Annotated in this window: 18 protein-coding genes and 1 riboswitch; of the genes, 3 read left to right on the top strand and 15 right to left on the bottom strand. The window is 73.6% G+C overall.

Features of this window, described 5'->3' with window-relative positions; translation table 11 throughout:
* Positions 1-10: 10 nt before the first annotated feature.
* The 7 genes from BMW78_RS13525 to rpe form a co-directional block, all read right to left on the bottom strand.
* Complete coding sequence (locus tag BMW78_RS13525) at positions 11-274, bottom strand: phosphoribosyl-ATP diphosphatase (protein WP_091760705.1); 264 nt, start codon at positions 272-274, stop codon at positions 11-13.
* Positions 271-756, bottom strand: coding sequence for a 6,7-dimethyl-8-ribityllumazine synthase (ribH, locus tag BMW78_RS13530; protein WP_091760709.1), 486 nt, complete (start codon positions 754-756; stop codon positions 271-273). The genes BMW78_RS13525 and ribH overlap by 4 nt, the downstream gene beginning before the upstream one ends.
* Complete coding sequence (locus tag BMW78_RS13535; RefSeq protein WP_091760712.1) at positions 753-1,979, bottom strand: bifunctional 3,4-dihydroxy-2-butanone-4-phosphate synthase/GTP cyclohydrolase II; 1,227 nt, start codon at positions 1,977-1,979, stop codon at positions 753-755. Before BMW78_RS13535 ends, ribH begins: the two co-directional genes overlap by 4 nt.
* Positions 1,976-2,680, bottom strand: a complete 705-nt coding sequence (locus BMW78_RS13540) for a nicotinamide mononucleotide transporter family protein (protein WP_091760715.1) — start codon at positions 2,678-2,680, stop codon at positions 1,976-1,978. The genes BMW78_RS13535 and BMW78_RS13540 overlap by 4 nt, the downstream gene beginning before the upstream one ends.
* Positions 2,677-3,342, bottom strand: coding sequence for a riboflavin synthase (locus BMW78_RS13545; RefSeq protein WP_091760718.1), 666 nt, complete (start codon positions 3,340-3,342; stop codon positions 2,677-2,679). Before BMW78_RS13545 ends, BMW78_RS13540 begins: the two co-directional genes overlap by 4 nt.
* Positions 3,342-4,469, bottom strand: coding sequence for a bifunctional diaminohydroxyphosphoribosylaminopyrimidine deaminase/5-amino-6-(5-phosphoribosylamino)uracil reductase RibD (gene ribD, locus BMW78_RS13550; RefSeq protein WP_091760721.1), 1,128 nt, complete (start codon positions 4,467-4,469; stop codon positions 3,342-3,344). Before ribD ends, BMW78_RS13545 begins: the two co-directional genes overlap by 1 nt.
* 136 nt (positions 4,470-4,605) lie before the next feature.
* Positions 4,606-4,734, bottom strand: a riboswitch (FMN riboswitch).
* 124 nt (positions 4,735-4,858) lie between these two features.
* Positions 4,859-5,515 carry a ribulose-phosphate 3-epimerase gene (rpe, locus tag BMW78_RS13555; protein ID WP_091760727.1) on the bottom strand — a complete coding sequence of 219 codons (657 nt, stop codon included), beginning with the start codon at positions 5,513-5,515 and terminating at the stop codon, positions 4,859-4,861.
* 57 nt (positions 5,516-5,572) lie between these two features.
* Between rpe and BMW78_RS13560 the strand changes: the two genes are divergently transcribed.
* A complete protein-coding gene (locus tag BMW78_RS13560; protein WP_091760730.1) occupies positions 5,573-6,580 on the top strand; it encodes a hypothetical protein in 1,008 nt (335 codons plus the stop codon).
* Positions 6,581-6,598: 18 nt separating this feature from the next.
* Here BMW78_RS13560 and BMW78_RS13565 read toward each other — a convergent pair whose 3' ends face one another.
* Positions 6,599-7,807: a trans-sulfuration enzyme family protein gene (locus tag BMW78_RS13565; protein ID WP_091760733.1), complete on the bottom strand. Its 1,209-nt coding sequence runs from the start codon at positions 7,805-7,807 to the stop codon at positions 6,599-6,601.
* Positions 7,808-7,903: 96 nt separating this feature from the next.
* Between BMW78_RS13565 and BMW78_RS13570 the strand changes: the two genes are divergently transcribed.
* Complete coding sequence (locus BMW78_RS13570; RefSeq protein ID WP_091760736.1) at positions 7,904-8,401, top strand: Lrp/AsnC family transcriptional regulator; 498 nt, start codon at positions 7,904-7,906, stop codon at positions 8,399-8,401.
* A gap of 8 nt (positions 8,402-8,409) precedes the next feature.
* Here the strand turns inward: BMW78_RS13570 and BMW78_RS13575 are convergent, their stop codons facing one another.
* From BMW78_RS13575 to def, 5 genes are all read right to left on the bottom strand, one after another.
* The gene (locus BMW78_RS13575) at positions 8,410-8,937 is read right to left on the bottom strand and encodes a hypothetical protein (RefSeq protein WP_091760739.1); all 528 of its coding nucleotides are present in this window, start codon (positions 8,935-8,937) and stop codon (positions 8,410-8,412) included.
* Positions 8,930-9,445: a SigE family RNA polymerase sigma factor gene (locus tag BMW78_RS13580; RefSeq protein ID WP_091760743.1), complete on the bottom strand. Its 516-nt coding sequence runs from the start codon at positions 9,443-9,445 to the stop codon at positions 8,930-8,932. The genes BMW78_RS13575 and BMW78_RS13580 overlap by 8 nt, the downstream gene beginning before the upstream one ends.
* A gap of 98 nt (positions 9,446-9,543) precedes the next feature.
* A complete protein-coding gene (locus BMW78_RS13585) occupies positions 9,544-11,115 on the bottom strand; it encodes an RsmB/NOP family class I SAM-dependent RNA methyltransferase (RefSeq protein WP_091760746.1) in 1,572 nt (523 codons plus the stop codon).
* Entirely contained in the window at positions 11,108-12,088 is a 981-nt protein-coding gene (fmt, locus tag BMW78_RS13590) for a methionyl-tRNA formyltransferase (RefSeq protein ID WP_091760750.1), read from the bottom strand. Before fmt ends, BMW78_RS13585 begins: the two co-directional genes overlap by 8 nt.
* Before the next feature lies 1 nt (position 12,089).
* Positions 12,090-12,635 (bottom strand): peptide deformylase, encoded by a 546-nt coding sequence (def, locus tag BMW78_RS13595; RefSeq protein WP_091760752.1) that lies wholly within the window; start codon positions 12,633-12,635, stop codon positions 12,090-12,092.
* A 180-nt stretch (positions 12,636-12,815) separates the two neighbouring features.
* Here def and BMW78_RS13600 point away from each other — a divergent pair, with 180 nt between their 5' ends.
* A complete protein-coding gene (locus BMW78_RS13600) occupies positions 12,816-13,232 on the top strand; it encodes an ester cyclase (protein ID WP_177180389.1) in 417 nt (138 codons plus the stop codon).
* 15 nt (positions 13,233-13,247) lie between these two features.
* Here the strand turns inward: BMW78_RS13600 and BMW78_RS13605 are convergent, their stop codons facing one another.
* Positions 13,248-15,323, bottom strand: a complete 2,076-nt coding sequence (locus BMW78_RS13605; protein ID WP_091760758.1) for a primosomal protein N' — start codon at positions 15,321-15,323, stop codon at positions 13,248-13,250.
* 64 nt (positions 15,324-15,387) lie between these two features.
* Positions 15,388-16,608, bottom strand: coding sequence for a methionine adenosyltransferase (gene metK, locus BMW78_RS13610; protein ID WP_091760760.1), 1,221 nt, complete (start codon positions 16,606-16,608; stop codon positions 15,388-15,390).
* Positions 16,609-16,610 lie beyond the last annotated feature (2 nt).

The following is a 16,610-nucleotide window of genomic DNA, read 5'->3' on the forward strand; positions in this document are numbered from 1 at the left end:
GTGGTGGTTCCTAGAGGTGCGTGTAGACGTCGTCGAGGGTGATGTCGCAGGCCTGCATCAGCACCTGCAGGTGGTAGAGCAGCTGGCTGATCTCCTCGGCCGTGCGCTCCTTGCCCTCGTGCTCGGCGGCCATCCAGACCTCAGCGGCCTCCTCGACGATCTTCTTGCCGATGGCATGGACGCCGGCGTCCACGGCTGCGACGGTGCCCGAGCCCTCCGGCCGGGTCGCCACCTTGTCCGTCAGCTCGGCGTACAGGTCGTCGAAGGTCTTCACGCGTCAAGGGTACGGGGCGCCAACGAGGCCAGGGTCACCGCCGTCGCCACCGCGGCCATGGCGGCCTCGTGCCCCTTGTCCTCCGACGAGCCCGGCAGGCCCGCGCGGTCGAGTGCCTGGGCCTCGTCGTCACAGGTGAGCACGCCGAAGCCGACCGGCACGCCGGTGCGGGTGCTGACGTCGGTGAGGCCGTGCGTCACGCCGGAGCACACGTAGTCGAAGTGCGGTGTGCCACCACGGATCACGACACCGAGCGCCACGAGTGCGTCGTGGGTCGGAGCGAGGCGTGCGCACGCCACGCTCAGCTCCACCGTGCCCGGCACCCGCACGAGGGGCGCATCGGCGACGCCGGCCTCCTTCAGCGCACGCTGGGCGCCGGCGACCAGGCCGTCCATGACCTCGGTGTGCCACGACGCGGCGACGATCGCGACCTTCAGCCCCTGGCCGTCCGCTGTGACGACCGGGGCTCCCTTGCCGCTCACGCGGTCGCCCCGGAGTCGTGCGCGCCGAGGATGAGGTCGTGCCCCATCCGGTCGCGCTTGGTGCGCAGGTAGGCCGCATTGGCGGCGACCGGGGCGATGCTGATGCGCTCGACCGCGGTCACCTCGATCCCGTGCTCGCGCATGGCGTTGACCTTCATCGGGTTGTTGGTGAGGAGGCGCACCGCGTGCACGCCAAGCTCGGTGAGGATGGCGGCGCCGGCGGCATACTCGCGGGCGTCGATCGGCAGGCCGAGCTCGACCTGGGCGTCGACGGTGTCGAGGCCCTGGTCCTGGAGCGCGTAGGCCTGCAGCTTGGCGAGCAGGCCCACGCCGCGGCCCTCGTGGCCGCGCAGGTAGACCACGACGCCGCCCTCGGCGGCCACCCGCTGCAGCGACCGCTGCAGCTGCGGTCCACAGTCGCAGCGCTGCGAGCCGAGCACGTCACCGGTGAGGCACTCGGAGTGCAGCCGCACCAGCGGGGTCGGGCCGCCCAACCCCCGAGGGCTCACCAGCGCGAGGTGCTCGTCGCCCGTGATGACGTCACGGAAGCCGGCGACCCGGAAGGTGCCGTGCTCGGTCGGCAGCACCGTCTCCGCGAGCCGCTCCACCCGGTCGTACCGCTGGCGCCAGGCGGCCAGCGCGGCGATGGTGATGACGGGCAGGTCGTGCTCGGCCCCGAGGGCGAGCACCTCGGGCAGCCGCATCATCGTGCCGTCGTCGTTGACCAGCTCGCCGATGGCGCCCACCGGGGCGAGCCCGGCCAGGCGGCACAGGTCGACGGTGGCCTCGGTGTGGCCGGGGCGCTGCAGCACGCCGCCCGCCTTGGCGCGCAGCGGCACGACGTGGCCGGGACGGATCAGGCTGTCGGCCGTGGCATCCGGGTCGGCGAGGGTGCGCACGGTGTGGGCGCGGTCGGCCGCGGAGATGCCGGTGGTGATGCCCTCGGCGGCGTCGACGGTGACCGTGTAGGCCGTGCGCAGCGGGTCGCGGTTGTCCGGCACCATCAGCGGCAGGCTCAGCCGGTCGGCCACCTCGTCGGGCATCGGGGCGCAGATGTAGCCGGAGCTGTGCCGGATCGTCCACGCCATCCACTCCGGGGTCAGCGTCTCGGCGGCGAGCACGACGTCGCCCTCGTTCTCGCGGTCCTCGTCGTCGGTGACCAGCACCGGCCGCCCGGCGCGCAGTGCGGCCAGGGCCTCCTCGACCGTCGCCAGCCTGCTCATGCGCGTGCCTCCTCGAGCTCTGGAGCGGGGACGGCCTCCTCGCGGGAGGCCCGCAGCCACACCACGAACCCGTAGACCACGAGGGCGCCGTAGACGATGAAGAGGATCGCCGTCGGGTAGTACCCGGAGTGCCACAGGAGCGGCACACCGACGAGGTCGACCGCGATCCAGGCGAGCCAGAACTCGTTCCAGCCGCGGGCCATCGCGAAGGTCGCCAGCATCGAGCCGACGAAGATCCACGCGTCGCACCAGTAGTACCAGCGGGGCGCCGGCCAGCCGGCCCCGATCACCGCGAAGACCCACTGCATCACGAGCACGCCCGCGACAGTTGCCAAGAGGTATGCCGTGCGCTCCCGGGCCGTGGCCCAGCGCGGCGTGATCGCGTGCTCGCTGCCGTCATGGCGCGACTTGCGGTGCTCGTTCCAGCGCCACCAGCCGTAGACGCTGGTGATGATGAAGAACACCTGCCGCCCGGCCTGCCCGAACAGCGGCTGCTGGGCCTGGGCGTCGAACGTCGCGGCGATGAAGACGCTGAACAGCAGCACGTTGCCGACGATGCCGACCGGCCACGCCCAGACGCGGCGCCGCAGCCCACCGATGGCGGAGGCGAACCCGAAGCCGTTGCCGATGATCTCGCGCCAGGTGATGGCGTGGCCGGCGATGGTGACGTGGGCGTCGTAGAGCCAGGTGAGGAGGTTCATGCGCGGTCCTTCGTGGTGGGGGACACGGTGGCGGGCACTGCGGTGGGGGGCACGGCTGTGGCGGGCACGGCGGCGGGCGCGGCCATCAGGCGCTCGACGTACTTCGCCAGCACGTCGACCTCGAGGTTGACCAAGTGGCCAACCGCCTTGTGGCCCAGCGTGGTCAGGCCGAGCGTGGTGGGGATGAGCGAGACGGTGAAGCTGTCGTCGTCGACCGAGGCGACCGTGAGGCTCACGCCGTCGACGGTGATCGAGCCCTTCTCGACGACGTAGCGGGCGAGGTCGGCCGGCAGGCTGAACCGCACGACCTCCCAGCGGTCGCCCGGCACCCGCTCGAGGATCGTGGCGGTGCCGTCGACATGCCCCTGCACGACGTGCCCGCCGAACCGGCCGCCCGCCGCCATGGCCCGCTCGAGGTTGACGCGGTCGCCGGGTCGGAGGGCGCTGAGGCTGGAGCGGTTCAGCGTCTCGGCCATGACGTCGACGGTGAACGCGCCGTCGGCGTGCTCGACGACCGTCAGGCAGACGCCGTTGACCGCGATGGACGCACCGTGCACGGCGTCACTCGTCACGAGCGGTCCGTGCAGGGTGAGCCGGGCCGAGTCGGCGCCCTGCTCCAGGGCGACCACGTCGCCCAGCTCCTCGACGATGCCGGTGAACATCAGTGCTCCTCAGGGGTGTTCGTGGGGTCGGTGGTGGGCGTTCTCATGGGGGCGCCGGCAGCCTCGAGCGCCTCGAGCGCCTCGAGCGCCTCGTGCCCCTCGTGCAGGTCGGCGGTGATGCGCACGTCGTCGCCGATCAGCGTGATGTCGGTCGGCCGCAGGCGCAGGGCCGCGTCGATCGTGGTGATGCCGAGGTCGGTGACGGCCTGGCGGCCCCGGCCGAGCAGTACCGGCGCGACGTAGGCGACGACCTCGTCGACGAGCCCGGCGCTGAGGAAGGCGGCGGCCACGGTCGGCCCTCCCTCGAGCCACAGGCGGTGCACCTCGGCGTCGGCGAGTGCCTGCAGCACGGCCTTGGGGTCGCGGGTGCGCAGGTGCCAGGTTGGTGCCGCGTCGTCGAGGACCTTGGCGGTCGCCGGCAGGTCACGCTCACCCATGACGACGCGGATCGGCTGGCGCGGGTAGAGGGTGCCGTCGGGCCGGCGGGCGGTCAGCTGCGGGTCGTCGACGAGGGCCGTACCCGTGCCGACGAGGATGGCCCCGCACTCCGCCCGCAGGCGGTGCACGTCGGCGCGCGCCGCCTCGCCGGTGATCCACTGGCTGGTGCCGTCGGCTGCGGCGCTGCGGCCGTCGAGGGTCGCGGCCAGCTTCCAGGTGACCCAGGGGCGCCCCGTGGTGACGAGGTGGGTCCAGCTGCGGTTGAGGGCCTGCGCCTCGTCGGCCAGCAGTCCCCCGGTGACCTCGACACCCTTGCCCCTCAGCACCTCGGCGCCTCCGGCTGCACGGGGGTTGGGGTCGGACTGGGCGTGGACCACGCGAGCCAGCCCCGCGGCATACAGGGCGTCACTGCACGGCTGGGTGCGCCCGGTGTGGTTGCACGGCTCGAGGGTGACGTAGGCGGTGCCCCCACGGGCACGGTCCCCGGCCTGGCGCAGCGCGTCGACCTCGGCGTGCGCGGTTCCGGCACCGCGGTGCCAGCCCTCCCCCACCACCTCGCCGGCGGCGTCGGTGACGATGCTGCCGACCCTGGGGTTGGGGTCAGCGACCGGGCCCTGCGCGGCCAGCTCGAGGGCACGCCGCAGGTGGGCGACGTCGGTCGCCTGCTGGTCGGTGGTCCGCTGCTGCACTGTCCTGCCCTTGTCGCTCCAGACGATGTGGTCGTCGAGCTCCGGGGGAACGTGCAGGAGTGCTGCCCTGTGACAGAAGGGTGGTGTGTCACGCCCGACGGACGTCGAGCCGCGGACCCACCGGTCCCGCTGTCAGCGCGTGCTGCCTCCCATCCGGACTTTCACCGTCGGTCCTGGAGTTCCACCAGGTCAACCGGCCGCTGGCTGCGGCCGGGTCGCGGACTGTCACCGCCGGTTCGGAATTGCACCGACCCCGGAGCACGTGAGGACAGTATGGCACCGGACACAGGGGACGTCGCCTCAGTGTCCGGGTGATGGTCCTCACGCGGGTGGGAGCGCACAGCCGCGGGTGTCGCGCACACCCGAGGCGGGCCGCAGCGGGTGGCGGCTCAGTGGTGGTGCTTCTCCGCCAGCCGGCGCAGCTCGTCGACCGCCGCTGCCGCGTCGTCGGCGCCGTAGACCGCAGAGCCGGCGACGAAGACGTCGGCCCCCGCCTCGGCACACTGCTCGATCGTCGATGCCGAGACCCCGCCGTCGACCTGCACCCAGATCTCGCCACCGTGCCGGCGCACCGCCTCACGGACCTGCGCCACCTTCGGCATCTGGTCGGCCATGAACGACTGCCCGCCGAATCCGGGCTCGACCGTCATGACGAGCACCATGTCGAGGTCGGGCAGCAGGTCCTCGTAGGGCGCGAACGGGGTCCTCGGCTTGACCGCCATGCCCGCGCGGGCACCCGCGGCGCGCAGGTCCCGGGCGATGGCGCGGGGGTCGGCCGCGGCCTCCACGTGGAAGGTGACCGACGAGCCGCCCGCCTCGGCGTACTGCGGTGCCCAGCGGTCGGGGTCCTCGATCATGAGGTGGCAGTCGAGCGGGATGGGGCTCACCTTGGCGAGCGCCTCCACGACCGGAAGCCCGAGGGTCAGGTTCGGCACGAAGTGGCCGTCCATCACGTCGACGTGAGCCCAGTCGGCGTTGCTGATCCGCCGCAGCTCCGACTCGAGGTTGGCGAAGTCGGCGGACAGGATGCTCGGGGAGATCTGCACGTGCTCACCCTAACGGCTGGTTTTGCGCCGATTCACCCTCGCCAGAGTGGTTGTGTCATGCACCATTTCGCCGTGCTGTGGGTCATGTGGACGGTGGTGGCGGTCGGCCTCGTCGGGCACGCCGTCGTCTCCACCACACGGGACCGTCGCATCCTCCGCTCGGTCGTGGACCTGGCGGTGGAGGGCAGGAACGCCGAGGCCCTCGACCACCCCCTGCCGTCGCGGCGGACCCGTCCCCTCGTGCGCCTGGTCCAGGCGGGGTGCGCTGTGCGCACCGGCCGGTATGCCGTGGCCCTGGCCCTGCTGCGCCCGTACGGCTCGCACGTGCGCGGCATCGACCCGGGCGATCCCGATGTCGTGCGGGGCTCCGCCCTGGTGGCACTCGGTCGCTACCCCGAGGTCGCGAGCCTGATCGGCGACCAGCCCACCATGCCCGCGCTGCGTCGCGTCCGGGCCGCCGCGGCGACGGAGGTCGGCGACGACGCCCTGGCCGAAGAGCTCCTCGCGGCGCCGGACGACGATGAGCTCGACGAGGCGGGCCGGCTGCGCCTGCTGGCCGACCTGCGGCTGCGACGTGGCCGACTGGGCGAAGCGCGGGAGCTCGCCGAGCGGGCACGTGCCCTGTACGCCCGGGTGCAGCACCCCGGAGTGGACGTCGACGAGGCCTGGTGCTCCGTGCTGCTCAGCAAGGTGGCGCTGGCCGAGGACCGTGCCCAGGAGGCCCTGGCTCTCGCCGAACAGGGCCTGTCCGGCCTGCGGCGCCGGCCGGACAACGCTCCGGGCCTCGCCGAGGCGCACGGCGTCGCCGCCGAGGTGGCTGCCGCGGTGGGGCGGCCGGCCGCGGCGCAGGACCACCTGCGGCAGGCCCACGCCCAGGCGGTGCGCTGCGCCTCCCCGGCCCTGGACGCCGAGCTGGCCCGAGCCGCCGCACAGGTCTCGCTGCGCCTGGGCCACCCGGCAGAGGCGCGCCGGTGGCTGCTGGACGCCGCCCGCCGCCACGAAGACCTCGGCGCGCGACCCGCCGCTGAGTCGCTGCGTCGGCAGCTGGCGTCGCTCGACGCGTGACAAGGCTCGACGGGTGGCTCAGCCGAGCGCCTGCGCGAGGTCGGCCTGCAGGTCGGCGACGTCCTCGAGGCCGATCGAGAGGCGAAGGATGTTGGTCGCGGGCCGAGCCTCCGGCGGAACGGGCCGATGGGTCAGCGCGGCCGGGTGCTGGATGAGCGAGTCGACTCCGCCCAGGGAGACCGCGTGGGTGAACAGGCGCACCCGCTCGGCGACCTGGGCCGCCTGCGCGTAGCCGCCGGCCAGCTCGATGGCCAGCATCGCGCCCGGCCCCCGCATCTGGCGGCCCACGAGGCCCGTCGGGTCGCCCTCCGGAGTGCCCGGGTAGTGGACCCGCCGCACCCCGGGATGGGCCGAGAGCCAGGCCGACATCTTCTCGGCCGAGGCCTGCTGAGCACGCACCCGCACGCCGAGCGTGGGCAGCCCGCGGTGCAGCAGGTAGGCCGCCATCGGGTGCAGGAGGCCGCCGGTGACGGCGCGCACCCGGCGAAGCGCCCCGGCCCAGGACGCGTCGGCGGCGACGACCCCGCCCACCGCGTCGCCGTGGCCGCCGAGGTACTTGGTCGCGCTGTGCAGCACCAGGGCGGCGCCGATGTCGGCCGGGTTCTGCAGCACCGGTGTGGCGAAGGTGTTGTCCACCAGCACCGGCCGGCCCTGGGCGGCCTCGACGACGGCGGCGATGTCGACCAGCTCGAGCGTCGGGTTCGCGGGCGTCTCCACCACCACCAGGCAGGTCTCGGGGCGCACGGCGGCGGCGACCCCGAAGGGTCCGCAGAACGTCGCGTCCACACCCAGCAGGCCGGAGACGAGCAGGTGGTCGGTGCCGCCGTAGAGCGGACGCACCGCGACGACGTGCCCCACTCCCCCTCCGCGCTCCTCCCGGTGGCGCAGCTGGGCAGCGAGCACCGCTGCCGTGACCGCCGCCATCCCGGAGGCGAAGGCGACCGCCTCCTCGGTGTGTTCCACCGCAGCCAGGGCCGACTCGAACCGGGCGACGGTGGGGTTCCACAGGCGGGCATACACGTTGCCGCCTGCCGTGGGGTGGCCTCCGGTGGCCATGGCCTCGTAGGACTCGCCCCCCGCCTCGACCCCGGGCAGCGGGTTGGTCGACGACAGGTCCAGCGGCGGGGCGTGGACCCCGAGGGCCGTGAGGTCCTCACGCCCGGCGTGCACCGCGAGGGAGTCGGAGCCGGAGTAGCAGGGGGCGCCGTTGCCCTGGTTGCTGGTCATGGCGGCAGGTTCGCGGCTTCCACGTCGGAGCTCAAGGTGCACCGAAGAACCCGCGGACTCGATCCGCGAACTCATCGTTTCCTGCACAATCAGTAGGTGGCCCCACCGTCGTCGCCGAAGAAACCGCGCCCCGCGCTCGACCGCACCGACCTGCAGATCCTCGCGGAGCTGGAGGAGAACGGCCGGCTCACCAACGCCGCGCTCGCCGCCAGGGTGGGGGTGGCCGAGTCGACGTGCATCCAGCGCGTCCGGGGCCTGCGCGACGCCGGGGTCATCACCCGGTTCCGGGCCGACATCGACCCGGCCAGCCTCGGCCTGGGCATCCAGGCCGTCATCAAGGTGCGCCTCGGCAGCCACAACCGCGACCACGTGATGAGCTTCCACGCCACGCTCGCCGACATCCCCGGCGCCCTGACGATCTTCCACGTCGCCGGTGAGGACGACTACCTCGTGCACGTGGCCGTGGAGTCGGCTGCTGCCCTGCGCGACCTGGTCCTCGAGCACATCACCGTGCACCCGGCTGTCCGGCATACCGAGACCCAGCTCGTCTTCGAGGTCGTCCCGGGAGCGGGGGTGCTCCCCCGGCCGTCGTGACCGGCCGCCTACAGGCAACCCCGTCCGGTCATCCGGAAGACGCTCGGGTCGCCCACGGGCAGGAAGTTCAGCACCGTGCCGGTGTCGTCGGTGTAGCGCGCGCGCTCGGCGGACAGCCGCACCATGACCCCCGTTCCCTCCCAGCGCAGCGGCACACCGCCACCGGTGCCGAACTGGTCGGCGTCGGTGAGGCCCCACGTCTGCCCGTCGAAGACGACGTCCTCGACCCAGCAGTGGCCGACCTCGATCCTCACGCGTGCCGTCACCGGCTTCGGTGGCTGGGTGGCGGTGCTCGAGGCAGCCGGCCCCGACGACGTGGTGGAGCCCGCGGAGGCGGGGCGCAGTGCCTTCGGGCCAAGGTCGCCCACGGTGGCGGCGCCGACCGCCAGGACCCCGATCGCGGCGGCGAGCGCGGTCGTGGCAAGGGCCGCCCGGCGCCGGTGGCGTCGCCGCCCTCCGTCGAGCACGGCGTGCGGATCCACACGCATGGACGGCGCCTCGGCGCGCTCCAGCAGGGTCCTCAGGTCGTCAGGCACGGCAGCTCTCCTCCTCGGCATCTCCTGGTGCGTCCGCGACGGCGTGGGCCTCGCGCAGCCGGGCCAGCCCGCGGGAGCCGCAGCTCTTGACGGTGCCCACGCTGACACCCAGCACCTCGGCCACCTCGGCCTCGGACAGGTCGGCGTAGTGGCGCATCACCACCACCTGCCGTTCCCGGGTCGGCAGGGTCCGCAGGAGCGCCACGACCTCGTCCACCGACAACGGGTCGACTCCTGGGGCGGCCCGGTCCGGCAGCTCGTCGGTCAGCACCTCGCGGCGCGTCCTCCGGCCCTCGTCGACCTGCTGGGTGAACAGGCACCGTCGCGCGTAGGCGAGCGGCTCGTCATCGCGCAGCCGGTTCCAGCGCAGGTAGACCTTCTCCAGCGCCACCTGCACGAGGTCCTCGGCCCGGTGCGGGTCGCCGCAGAGAAACCAGGCCGCCTTCAGGAGCCGGGGTGAGGCGGCCTCGACGAACCTGACGAAGTCCTCCTCGTCACGACTGCGCATCCCCTGCCCCGTCTCGATCGACCCCCGATGTCACCCCTCAAACGCAGCCGGGGCCCAAAAGGTTGAGTCGCCGCGAGAACGAGGCCCGCCGTGAAGGGTCAGCCTCGCTTGCGGAGCAGAGCGAGGAACATCCCGTCGGTGCCGTGCAGGTGCGGCCACAGCTGCACGGTCGGCCCGTCGCCGAGGTCGCCGACCGGCTCCCCGGAGGTGTCGCGCAGGAACGGCCTCGCGTCCAGCACCTCGACGTCGTCACGCCGCTTCGTGGTGTCGGACACGACGAACTGCGTCTCGGCCAGGTGCGGGCTGCAGGTCGCGTAGGCCACGACGCCACCCGGAGCGGTGGCGTCGATGGCGGCCGCGAGCAGCTCGCGCTGCAGGCGTCCGAGGTCGGCGAGGTCCCCCGGCTGGCGGCGCCACCTCGCCTCGGGACGGCGGCGCAACGCACCCAGTCCGGTGCACGGGGCGTCGACCAGCACCCGCTGGTAGCGGCCCGGCTCGTCCTCCCCCACGGTCCGCCCGTCGCCGGTGCGCACCTCGAGCGATCGTCCCTGCTCGGCCGCTCGTTCGGCGGCGGGCCGCAAGGTCTGGCGCACCAGGTCGGCCCGGTGCCGGCTCACCTCGTTGGCGGTCAGGTCGGCTCCCGCCTGCAGGGCCAGGGCCGCGAGCAGGCCCGCCTTGCCACCGGGTCCGGCGCACAGGTCGAGCCACTGCTCCGCACCGGCCCGGTCGTCCGACTCCACCGGCACGGCCGCGAGGGCCAGGGCTACCAGCTGCGAGCCCTCGTCCTGCACCGCGGCACGTCCTTCGCGCACCGCCGGTATGCCGCCCGGGTCGCCTCCTGCGAGCACCGCGCCGACGGGTGACAACGGCGACCGCTCGGCGCCGGCCTCCACCAGCTCCTCGACGTCGGCGAGGCCGGGCCGCGCGACGAGCGACACCTTGGGGGCGGCGTTGTCGGCCTCGAGGAGCCGCTCGAGGTCGGTGTCGACCGAGTCCGGCGTGGAGGCCCGGTGACCGAGCAGGGCGGCTCGCATCGCCTTGACCACCCACTCGGGGTGCGACTGCTCCACGGCCAGCCTGGCGGACGTGGCGGTCCCCTCAGGGACCACGATCCGCAGCCACTCGTCGAGCGGGCGCTCGCTGACCCGCCGCATCACGGCGTTGACGAAGCCCGCCGCCCCGGCGCCGTTGACACGCCGGGCCAGTCCGACCGTCTCGTCGGCGGCGGCGTGTGCGGGCACGCGCATGCCGAGCAGCTGGTGCGCGCCCAGGCGCAGGGTGTCGAGCACGTTCGCGTCGATCTTCGACAGCGGCCGCCCCGCGGCAGACGCGATGATCGGGTCGTAGAGGCCCTGCAGCCGGATCGCGCCGTAGACCAGCTCGGTGGTGAAGGCCGCGTCGCGGCCGTGGATCCGCTTCTCCCGCAGCACCTTCGGCAGCTCGAGGTTGGCGTACGCACCCTCCGCCACTGCCCGCATCACGGTGTAGGCCGCCAGCCGCTGCGGGTCGCTCGTGCGTGACCGCTCGCTGGGCCGCTGGGCGGAGTACTCCTGGCGCCGACCGCCCTGCTGGCGTCGGCCGCCCCGCTGGCCGTCTCGGCCTCCGCGCTGTCCGCCGCCGCGCTGTCCACCGCTGCGGCCGCCACGCTCCGGCCCCGACTGCTCACTCATCCTCGAACCTCTCGTCGGCCTCGATGCGCACCCCGCGGGCCCAGTCCGCAGCCGGCATGGCCTTCTTGCCGTGCGGACGCACCTCTCCCAGCACGACGGCGCCCGAGGCCGTGCCGACGGCGACCGCACGCTTCGTGACGTGCAGCTGACCCGGGCCCAGGTAGGGCACGGTGGCGAGTGCTCCGGCGGTGTCGGCCGGGGCCTCACCGGAGACCTCCGTGGTCAGGGGGGTCACCGGGCCCAGCTTGACCCGCTCGCCGCGGAAGACCGTCCAGGCCCCGGGAGCCGGGGTGCAGCCACGGACCTGCCGGTCGACCGCGAGGGCCGGCCGCGCCCAGCGGACCCGGGCGTCCTCGACCTCGATCTTCGGGGCGAGGGAGACGCCATCGGAGGGCTGCGGTTGCGGTTGCAGGCTGCCGTCCTCGATGCCGTCGAGGGTGGCCACGAGCAGTCCGGCCCCGGCCTGCGCCAGGCGGCCCAGCAGCTCTCCGGCGGTGTCCCGCGGGCGGATCCTCTCGGTCATCACGCCGAAGACCGGACCGGTGTCGAGGCCCTTCTCGAGGCGGAAGGTCGTGGCACCGGTGACCTCGTCACCGGCCATCACCGCGTGCTGCACCGGGGCGGCCCCCCGCCATGCGGGCAGCAGCGAGAAGTGCAGGTTCACCCAGCCGTGCCGCGGGATCTCGAGGGCCGACGGCGGCACCAGCGCGCCGTAGGCCACGACGGGGCAGGCCTCGGGCGCCAGCTCGCCCAACCGCTCCTGGAACGCCGGGTCGGAGGGCTTGACGGGCGTCAGCACCTCCAGGCCGGCCTCCTCGGCCCGCTGCCGCACCGGCGAGGGCACCAGCGTGCGGCCCCGGCCCGCGCGGGCGTCGGGACGGGTGACGACGGCGACGACCTCGTGGCGGGAGGCGAGCAGGGCGTCGAGGGAGGGCAGGGCCACCTCGGGGGTGCCGGCGAAGACCAGCCGCATGTCACATGCCCCGGCCGAAGGTGCTGTGCGGGCTGACCTTGACCGTGGGGGCCGGCTGCCCAGCCCACTCGGCCTCGCGCACCGCCTTCATGGCGAGCTTGCGCTGCTCGCGGTCGAGGCGGTCGATGAAGAGGATGCCGTCGAGGTGGTCGGTCTCGTGCTGGATGGCGCGCGCGAGCAGCTCGGAGCCCTCGATGAGGACCGGCTCACCGAACTGGTTGAAGCCCTTGGCCACGACCCGCAGCGCGCGCGGGGTGTCGAACTGCAGTCCCGGGAACGAGAGGCAACCTTCGGGGCCATCCTGCAGCTCGCTGGAGAGGTCGAGGTCGGGGTTGACCAGGTGGCCCAGCTCGCCGTCCACCCAGTACGTGAAGACCCGCAGCCCCACGCCGATCTGCGGGGCCGCGAGCCCGGCGCCGGGGGCGTCGACCATGGTGTCGGTCAGGTCGCGGACGAGCTGGCGCAGCTCCTTGTCGAAGTCGACGACCGGCTCGGCGGGGGTTCGCAGCACAGGGTCGCCGAAGAGGCGGATGTTCTGGATCGACACGCGGGCCAGTCTAGGTGCGCCGAGGGTCTGCTCCTGCCCGGCCGGCAGGTGCCCAAGGCGAGCGCGAGCACCCGGGCTGTCACGACCTAGGCCACGTGGGGGAAGTTCCGCACCGGCGACCGGTCCACGATGGGAGTTGGGGAGCTGGGCGACTACACCGGACCACACCGAGGAGTGACCATGTCCGTGGACACGACCAGGAAAACCATCAACGCCTACATCGACAGCCTGCTGCACGGTGGGGACTTCGCGTCGTTCTTCAGCGACGACGTGCTGTGGACCACGATGGAGACCGGTGAGCAGGTGCGCGGCCGTGACGCCGTGCGCGACTACATCGTGGCCCTGCACACCCAGGCGTTCACCGCGTCGCCGGAGGTGAAGCGGTTCGTCGCCGCGGACGACGTCGCGGTCCTCGAGGCGGTGTTCGTGGGCACCCACGTTGCCGAGTTCGCGGGCGTCCCCGCGACGGGCAAGCAGGTGCGACTGCCGTATGCCGTGGTCTACGACCTCAGCGGCGACACCATCACGGCGCTGAACGCCTACTTCCCGGTCAACGCCCTGGCGAACCAGCTGCGGTCGGCCGCACCGACCGGCTGACCACTGCCCCCGCTGTCAGGTCCCGACGTCGGAGGGGTCGACGCGGATGGTCACGGTCGCCGACTCCTTGTGGGCGCTGCGCACCCCGCGCAGCGCCGCCAGCGCGGAGGCCATGGCCGGCCCGTCGTCGAGCGGCACGCGCACCAGGTGGCGCAGCGCCTCCTCACCCGCGGGCAGGGGGCCGAGCACCTCTGCGGTGTCCGGCAGTCCCTGCGACTGCAGCGTCTGGAGCGCCTCCTCCAGGGGACGGCGTGGTGCGGTCAGGGCGGCCATCCGCACCGTCGGGGGCAGCCGCAGCTCGCGCCGCTCGTCGAGCTCACGCTCGGCGAACCAGGCCGGGTCCCAGCGGACCAGGGCCTCCACCGGGGGCAGCGTCGTGTGCGTGGGCGCCCCGCAGAGCACCGCCACTCCCCCGTCGGCAGCGCCACGACCGAGCGCCGCTGCGCCGAGCCAGCGGCGCACCGCCTCCTCGCCGGCTGTCAGGGCGGGGCGGTCGAGCGAGGCCCAGGCATCCAGGAGCAGCACCGCGGCGTAGCCACCGTCAGCGACCGGCTCGGCACCGGGTGTGGCGATGACCAGGCTGGGCGTGGCCGCAACCTTCTCGAGCACCTCACCCGAACCAGAGGTGTGGACGGGCACGCCCGGGAAGGCACGCCCGAGCTCCTCGGCCGTGCGTCGTGCCCCGACCACCGACGAGCGCAGCGTGTGCCCGCCGCACCGGGAGCACTCGAAACCGGCGACTCCACGGCCACACCACCGGCACGCCGGCGGCGCCCCGAAAGCAGGCAGGGCGATCGGCCCGTGGCACTGCTGGCAGCGGGCCGGTGCCCGGCAGGTCTGGCACGACATCGACGGCAGGTACCCGCGTCGGGGCACCTGCACGAGCACCGGGCCGCGGGCCAGGGCCTCCTTGGCGGTGCGCCAGGCCAAGGACGGCAGGTGCGCGCTGGCAGCGGCCGGGTCGCGCTCCAGCTCGACGCCCTCACCGGCCACCCGCACCCGCGGGACGGCTTGGCGCACGGTCGCGGTCGGTGCCTCGATGGGCTTGACCACCCCGGTCTGGAGCCACGCCTGGACCGCGGTCGTGCGGGAGAAGCCGGCCGACAGCAACGCGGCACCCGCGAGGCGGGCCCGCTCCGCCAGCACCGCGCGCACGTGCGGGTAGGGCGCGCGCGGCTCCTCGTGCAGGTCGTCTCCGTCGTCCCACCAGGCCACCAGGCCGAGGTCGCGCACCGGCGCGAAGGCCGCCGCCCGTGTGCCGACGACCACCTGCACGTGTCCGCGCAGCACCTTCAGCCACGCGGTGTAGCGCGCCTGCGGCCCCTGGTCGGCGGTCAGCCGCACGTGCCGCCCGGGGCCGAGCGCCGCGGTCAGCGCCGCGTCGACCCGGCGCACGTCCCGGTGGTCGGGCACCACGACGACCGTGCCACGGCCGCCGGCCAGCGTCGCCCGTGCCGCCTCGGCGAGCGCGGCCGGCCAGTCGGACGCAGGGTCGCCTCCGCTCGGGAGCGCGAGCCACGAGGCGGCAGGGGCCCCACCGCTCTCCAGGTGCGTGAGGTAGTGGCGCCCCGCCGGGTAGCGGGACCACGCCGAGCGCTCGGCGGCGTCCGGGAGGGCACCCACCTCCGGGGCCTCGGTGGCCAGCGCGCGCTCCGCCGCGGCGTGCCGCGGCGGGATGGCGAGACGCAGCACGTCACCCAGCGTGCCGGCATACCGCTCGGCGGTGGCGCGGGCGGCGGACAGGACCTCGGGGACGAGGACGGGCTCGGGTGAGACGACCTTGCGCAGGGGCGTGAGGCGGCCCTCGTGCTCGGCGGCGTCCTTGCGCTCGAGCACGAACCCGTCGAGGTCCTGCCCGGCGAAGCGCACCTTGACGCGCACGCCGGGCTGGGCCGCCTCATCGAGGGACTCGGGGACGGTGTACTCGAACGGCCGGTCGAGGTGCGCCAGCCCGGTGTCGACGAGCACCGCCGCCACCGGCAGGTGCGCTGCGGTCGCCTCGGTGGAGGCGGCGCGGCGAGGCTTGCGGGGCAGCGCTGAGCGGATCAGCTCGAGCTGGCCGCTCGCCTCCTGCCCACCGACGTCACCCATGCCGCGAACCTAGCGGGGCACCCTGACGAGACCCCCGACGGGCGCTGACGGGCACTGCCGGTGGTCAGTCCTTGACCGCGCGCTGCAGCTGCTCCACGCGGTTGGTGCGCTCCCAGGTGAAGGCGTTGTTGATGCCGTCGGCGTGGGTGCGGCCGAAGTGGCCGTAGGCGGCGGTCGGCTTGTAGATCGGGCGGAGCAGGTCCAGGTCCTCCACGATCGCCAGCGGCCTCAGGTCGAAGACGGTCGAGATCGCCTTCTGGATCTTGTCGACCGGGGCGCTCTCGGTGCCGAAGGTCTCGACGTAGAGGCCGACCGGCTGGGCCTTGCCGATGGCGTAGGCCACCTGGACCTCGCAGCGACGCGCCAGGCCGGCGGCGACGACGTTCTTGGCCACCCAGCGCATCGCGTAGGCGGCGGAGCGGTCCACCTTCGACGGGTCCTTGCCGGAGAACGCGCCACCACCGTGGCGGGACATGCCGCCGTAGGTGTCGACGATGATCTTGCGGCCGGTGAGGCCGGCGTCGCCCATCGGGCCGCCGATCTCGAAGCGGCCCGTGGGGTTGATCAGCGAGCGGTAGCGCGAGACGTCGAGGTCGGTGCCGTGGTCGGCGAGCTCCTCGAGCACCGGGCGGATGACGTGGTGCTCGATGTCCGGGGTGAGCAGGTCGTCGAGCGAGACGTCGGAGGCGTGCTGGGTCGAGAGCACCACGGTGTCGAGGCGCACCGCGCGCTCACCGTCGTACTCGATGGTGACCTGGGTCTTGCCGTCCGGGCGGAGGTAGGGAACCTCGCCGGCCTTGCGGACCGCGGAGAGGCGCTCGGAGAGCCGGTGCGCGAGGAAGATCGGCAGCGGCATCAGCTCGGGGGTGTCCTCGCAGGCGAAGCCGAACATCAGGCCCTGGTCGCCGGCACCCTGCTTGTCGAGCGGGTCGTAGCCGCCGGTGCGGTTCTCGTAGGCGGTGTCGACGCCCTGGGCGATGTCGGGGCTCTGCTGGCCGATGGAGACCTCCACGCCGCAGGACTCGCCGTCGAAGCCCTTGGTCGAGGAGTCGTAGCCGATCGCGAGCACGGTGTCGCGGACGATGCGCGGGATCTCGACGTACGCCTCCGTCGTCACCTCGCCGGCCACGTGCACCAGGCCCGTGGTGACCATGGTCTCGACGGCGACACGGCTGCCCGGGTCCTGTTCGAGCATGGCGTCGAGGATCGAGTCCGAGATCTGGTCACAGATCTTGTCGGGGTGTCCCTCGGTGACGGACTCGGACGTGAACAGGCGTGCGGACACCC

It is taken from the genome of Pedococcus cremeus (genome assembly GCF_900111375.1).
Classification (GTDB): Bacteria; Actinomycetota; Actinomycetes; order Actinomycetales; family Dermatophilaceae; genus Pedococcus_A; species Pedococcus_A cremeus.

Bases quoted from the DNA above. Each gene is read 5' to 3' on its own strand.
- BMW78_RS13580 (WP_091760743.1), bottom strand. From the start codon at position 9,445: ATGCGCAGTCGTGACGAGGAGGACTTCGTCAGGTTCGTCGAGGCCGCC.
- BMW78_RS13535 (WP_091760712.1), bottom strand. From the start codon at position 1,979: ATGAGCAGGCTGGCGACGGTCGAGGAGGCCCTGGCCGCACTGCGCGCC.
- BMW78_RS13560 (WP_091760730.1), top strand. From the start codon at position 5,573: ATGCACCATTTCGCCGTGCTGTGGGTCATGTGGACGGTGGTGGCGGTC.
- BMW78_RS13605 (WP_091760758.1), bottom strand. From the start codon at position 15,323: ATGGGTGACGTCGGTGGGCAGGAGGCGAGCGGCCAGCTCGAGCTGATC.
- BMW78_RS13545 (WP_091760718.1), bottom strand. From the start codon at position 3,342: ATGTTCACCGGCATCGTCGAGGAGCTGGGCGACGTGGTCGCCCTGGAG.
- BMW78_RS13540 (WP_091760715.1), bottom strand. From the start codon at position 2,680: ATGAACCTCCTCACCTGGCTCTACGACGCCCACGTCACCATCGCCGGC.
- BMW78_RS13600 (WP_177180389.1), top strand. From the start codon at position 12,816: ATGTCCGTGGACACGACCAGGAAAACCATCAACGCCTACATCGACAGC.
- fmt (WP_091760750.1), bottom strand. From the start codon at position 12,088: ATGCGGCTGGTCTTCGCCGGCACCCCCGAGGTGGCCCTGCCCTCCCTC.
- BMW78_RS13585 (WP_091760746.1), bottom strand. From the start codon at position 11,115: ATGAGTGAGCAGTCGGGGCCGGAGCGTGGCGGCCGCAGCGGTGGACAG.
- BMW78_RS13565 (WP_091760733.1), bottom strand. From the start codon at position 7,807: ATGACCAGCAACCAGGGCAACGGCGCCCCCTGCTACTCCGGCTCCGAC.